The sequence below is a fragment of the Variovorax sp. 20P10.2.4 genome, from assembly GCF_058244205.1.
The window spans coordinates 1-3,058 of sequence record NZ_JBZAYE010000780.1 but is presented as its reverse complement, the minus strand read 5'-3'; the positions used below and the strand labels follow the sequence as shown (position 1 = coordinate 3,058).

Here is a 3,058-nt window from a genome sequence, read left to right as displayed (position 1 = left end):
GAGACCGCCCTGGCCCTCGATGCCAACGCGCCGCGCACCCAGGCACTGGCGCTCGCGATCTCGCTGGCGGCCGACGACGAGGCACCGTCCCCCTCCCTTCCCTCCAGGAGCCCCTCACCGTGAAGCTGCTTCCACGCCCCTCGCGCGGGCTGGCCGCGCTGGCGCTCGCGCTCGGCTGCGCCGCCGCCCAGGCCGCGCCCGACTGCGACCGCTGCCAGGACCTGCCGCGGCTGTACCGCGAAATGCTCGAGCAGGAATTCCTGCGCGCCAAGTTCCAGACCTGGATCTCCCAGGCCTACTACCCCCTGAGCATCGATGCGATGCAGACACAGGCCACCAGCGCGCTCACCACGGCGATGCAAGGCAACCTGTACGGCGTGCTCGCGCCGCCGGCCAGCGACGCCGGCACGGCCGGGGCCGCGGCGCCCTCCTTCGGCACGGTGATCAGCGGCGGCAGCTGCCAGCTGGTGGAGTACGTTCCGCGCCCGGGCCAGTCGCCGACCACGCGGCCGGTGACCGAGCAGCAGATCCGGCAGAAGCTGTGCAAGCCGCTGGCCGAATTCACCATCGAGCACGAGAACACGCACATCAAGGCCTGTGCGGCCGCCTACAAGGCCGGCGACAAGTCGGTCGAGTCGGTCGAATGGTTCGTGCAGAGCGACGCCAAGGCCTACGACGCCGGCGTGCGCGTGCTGCGCGACCACATCGCGGCGCTGGCGCGCAAATGCCAGTGGGCCGGCTCGACCAACGTGCGCAAGCCCGACAACAGCATGGTGGTGCCGACGCCCGAGGAGATCGTCACCCTGACGAAGAACGTCAAGGCCAAGGGCAACGCGATGCGCCGCGCCACCCAGTGAGCCCCCATCCGGAGTCATCGCCATGAACGAAGCCCTGTTGCTGAGCGCCGCGCTGCTGATCGGCGGCCCGCGCACCGAGATTCCACCCGAGCAGGTGCTGCCGCGCTTCGAGGCTCAGTGCGTCGACGGCCGCTGGAACGCCGCCTGCCCCGGCCTGCGCGCCGAACTCGAACTGTCGCTCTACGGCGAACTGCAGATGCTGCAGTCGCGCGGCGAGATCGACCGCGAGGTGCTGCGCAGCGCCGCGCGCGCCCGCTTCCCCATGCTGGCCGAGATGGGCCTGCGCAGGCTGGGCAAGATCGGCTCGCCCGAGGACCGCGAGGCGGTGCTGGCCGCGCTCGACCACACCTCGCCCGGCGTGCGGGCGATCGCGCGCCAGATGCTCGAGGTGCAGGACGACCGCTTCCGCAAGGGCCTGGGACCGTGGATGCGCGCCGGCCAGCGCAACGGCTTCGGCGCGCTGGTGCCCGACGAGCAGCCCGATGCCACGCGGCTGGGCCTGGCCAGCGCCGTCGGCGCGAAGGATGCGGCCACGCTGCGCTGGCGCCCGTTCGCGAGCGACGCGCGCGAAGGCCGCGCGGTCTTCACCACGCGGCTGTCGCCCGAGCAGGTGCTGCAGCTGGTGGCCAAGGGCCAGAAGACCTTCGACGGCTCGCAGGTGCCGGGTCGCAAGCAGCAGGAGGCGGCGATGAAGTCGATGGATTCGATCAAGCAGGAGCTGCAGGCCGCGGCGGCGCGCGGCGACCTCAAGGCGCTGCAGGAACTCTCGCAGCGCGTGAACCAGCAGATGCAGGCGGTGGCGCCGCCGCCCGGCGCGACCTCGCTGCGCGCGGTGGCCGAGTTCAGCGCCGCGCCGGCGCAGGTGCGCTACGTGCAGCTGAACGCGCCGCTGCCGCCGAGGATCGACAAGGACGGCAAGCCGGGCAAGGTCGCCACCCGGCCGGTCACGGCCGCCGTGGCCCGCGACGAGGCCTTCGGCGGCGAGACCGTGCTGGTGATCCTCTATTGAACCCGCGTGCGGACCGTGCTCAAGCCGCCTTGTGGCTCTTGATCCAGCCCACGTACTTGTCCATCCAGCCCTGCAGGAACTTCTTCGAGCCTTCGTTGCCGATGTGGCCCTTGTCGTCGAACAGGTCGTCCTTGGTCTGCAGGAACACCTCGGGCGCGCCGAGCGTGGGCACGTCGAGGTAGGCCAGCACGTTGCGCAGGTGCTGCTGCGCCAGCGCGGTGCCGATGGCGCCGACCGAGATGCCGACCACGCCGGCCGGCTTGCCGGCCCAGGCGCTCTGGCCGTAGGGGCGCGAGGCATGGTCGATCGCGTTCTTCAGCACGCCGGGCACCGAGCGGTTGTATTCGGGCGTGACGAACAGCAGGCCGTCGGCCGCCGCGATCTCGGTCTTCAGGCGCTTGACCGACGCCGCCTGGTTGCCGTCCTCGTCCTGGTTGTACAGCGGCAGGTCGTCGATGCGCACGTGCTCGAAGGTGAAGTCCTCGGGCGCCAGCTTGGCCAGCGCGAGCGCCAGTTTCTGGTTGAACGAGTCCTTGCGCAGGCTGCCGACGATGACGGCGATCCGGGTCTGGGCCATGGGTGAAGCTCCTTGAATGAGAGAGTCGTAGTGATGGTTGTCGATTGACGCCCGCGATTATGCGAAGCGTTCAAGACCTTTTCCGGAAAAGTTCTTGGCCTCGGCGCCATCGGCACGCGCCCGCCGCAGCCACGCGTTCGCCAGCCGGTCGAGCCCGCTGCACAGCAGCCAGTAGATCGCGCCCACCAGCATGAAGATCTCGGCCGGATAGACCATGGTGCGCGCATTCACCTGCGCGGCCACGAACGACAGCTCGCCCACGCCGACGATGTAGGCCAGCGAACTGTCCTTCACCAGCGTAACCCACTGGTTGACGAACGAGGGCAGCATCATGCGCAGCGCCTGCGGCAGCACGATGACACGCAGCGTGCCCCAGCGCGTGAGCCCGAGCGACAGGCCCGCCGCCCATTGCCCGGCCCCCACGCCGCGGATGCCCGCGTGCACCGCGTGCGCGAGGTAGGCGCCGCCCACCAGCGACAGCGCGCACATCACCGACAGCACGCCCGGCACGCTGACGCCGAAGGCGAAGGGCAGCAGGAAGTAGGTCCAGAAGATCAGCATCAGCACCGGGATCGCGCGCAGGAAGCCCAGCACCAGCACCAGCAGCGCCTTGAG

At 70.3% G+C, this 3,058-nt stretch carries 4 protein-coding genes; 2 read left to right on the top strand and 2 right to left on the bottom strand.

The window, feature by feature from the left end; genetic code table 11:
- Window positions 1-119 precede the first annotated feature (119 nt).
- Window positions 120-857, top strand: a complete 738-nt coding sequence (locus AC27VN_RS37400; RefSeq protein WP_490879919.1) for a hypothetical protein — start codon at window positions 120-122, stop codon at window positions 855-857.
- A gap of 22 nt (window positions 858-879) precedes the next feature.
- Entirely contained in the window at window positions 880-1,866 is a 987-nt protein-coding gene (locus tag AC27VN_RS37395) for a hypothetical protein (protein WP_490879918.1), read from the top strand.
- A gap of 19 nt (window positions 1,867-1,885) precedes the next feature.
- On the opposite strand, the gene AC27VN_RS37390 is transcribed toward AC27VN_RS37395, so the two are convergent.
- A complete protein-coding gene (locus tag AC27VN_RS37390; protein WP_490879917.1) occupies window positions 1,886-2,443 on the bottom strand; it encodes an NADPH-dependent FMN reductase in 558 nt (185 codons plus the stop codon).
- A 57-nt stretch (window positions 2,444-2,500) separates the two neighbouring features.
- Window positions 2,501-3,058 (bottom strand): amino acid ABC transporter permease (locus AC27VN_RS37385; protein WP_490879916.1); only part of this gene is annotated, 558 nt, incomplete at its 5' end.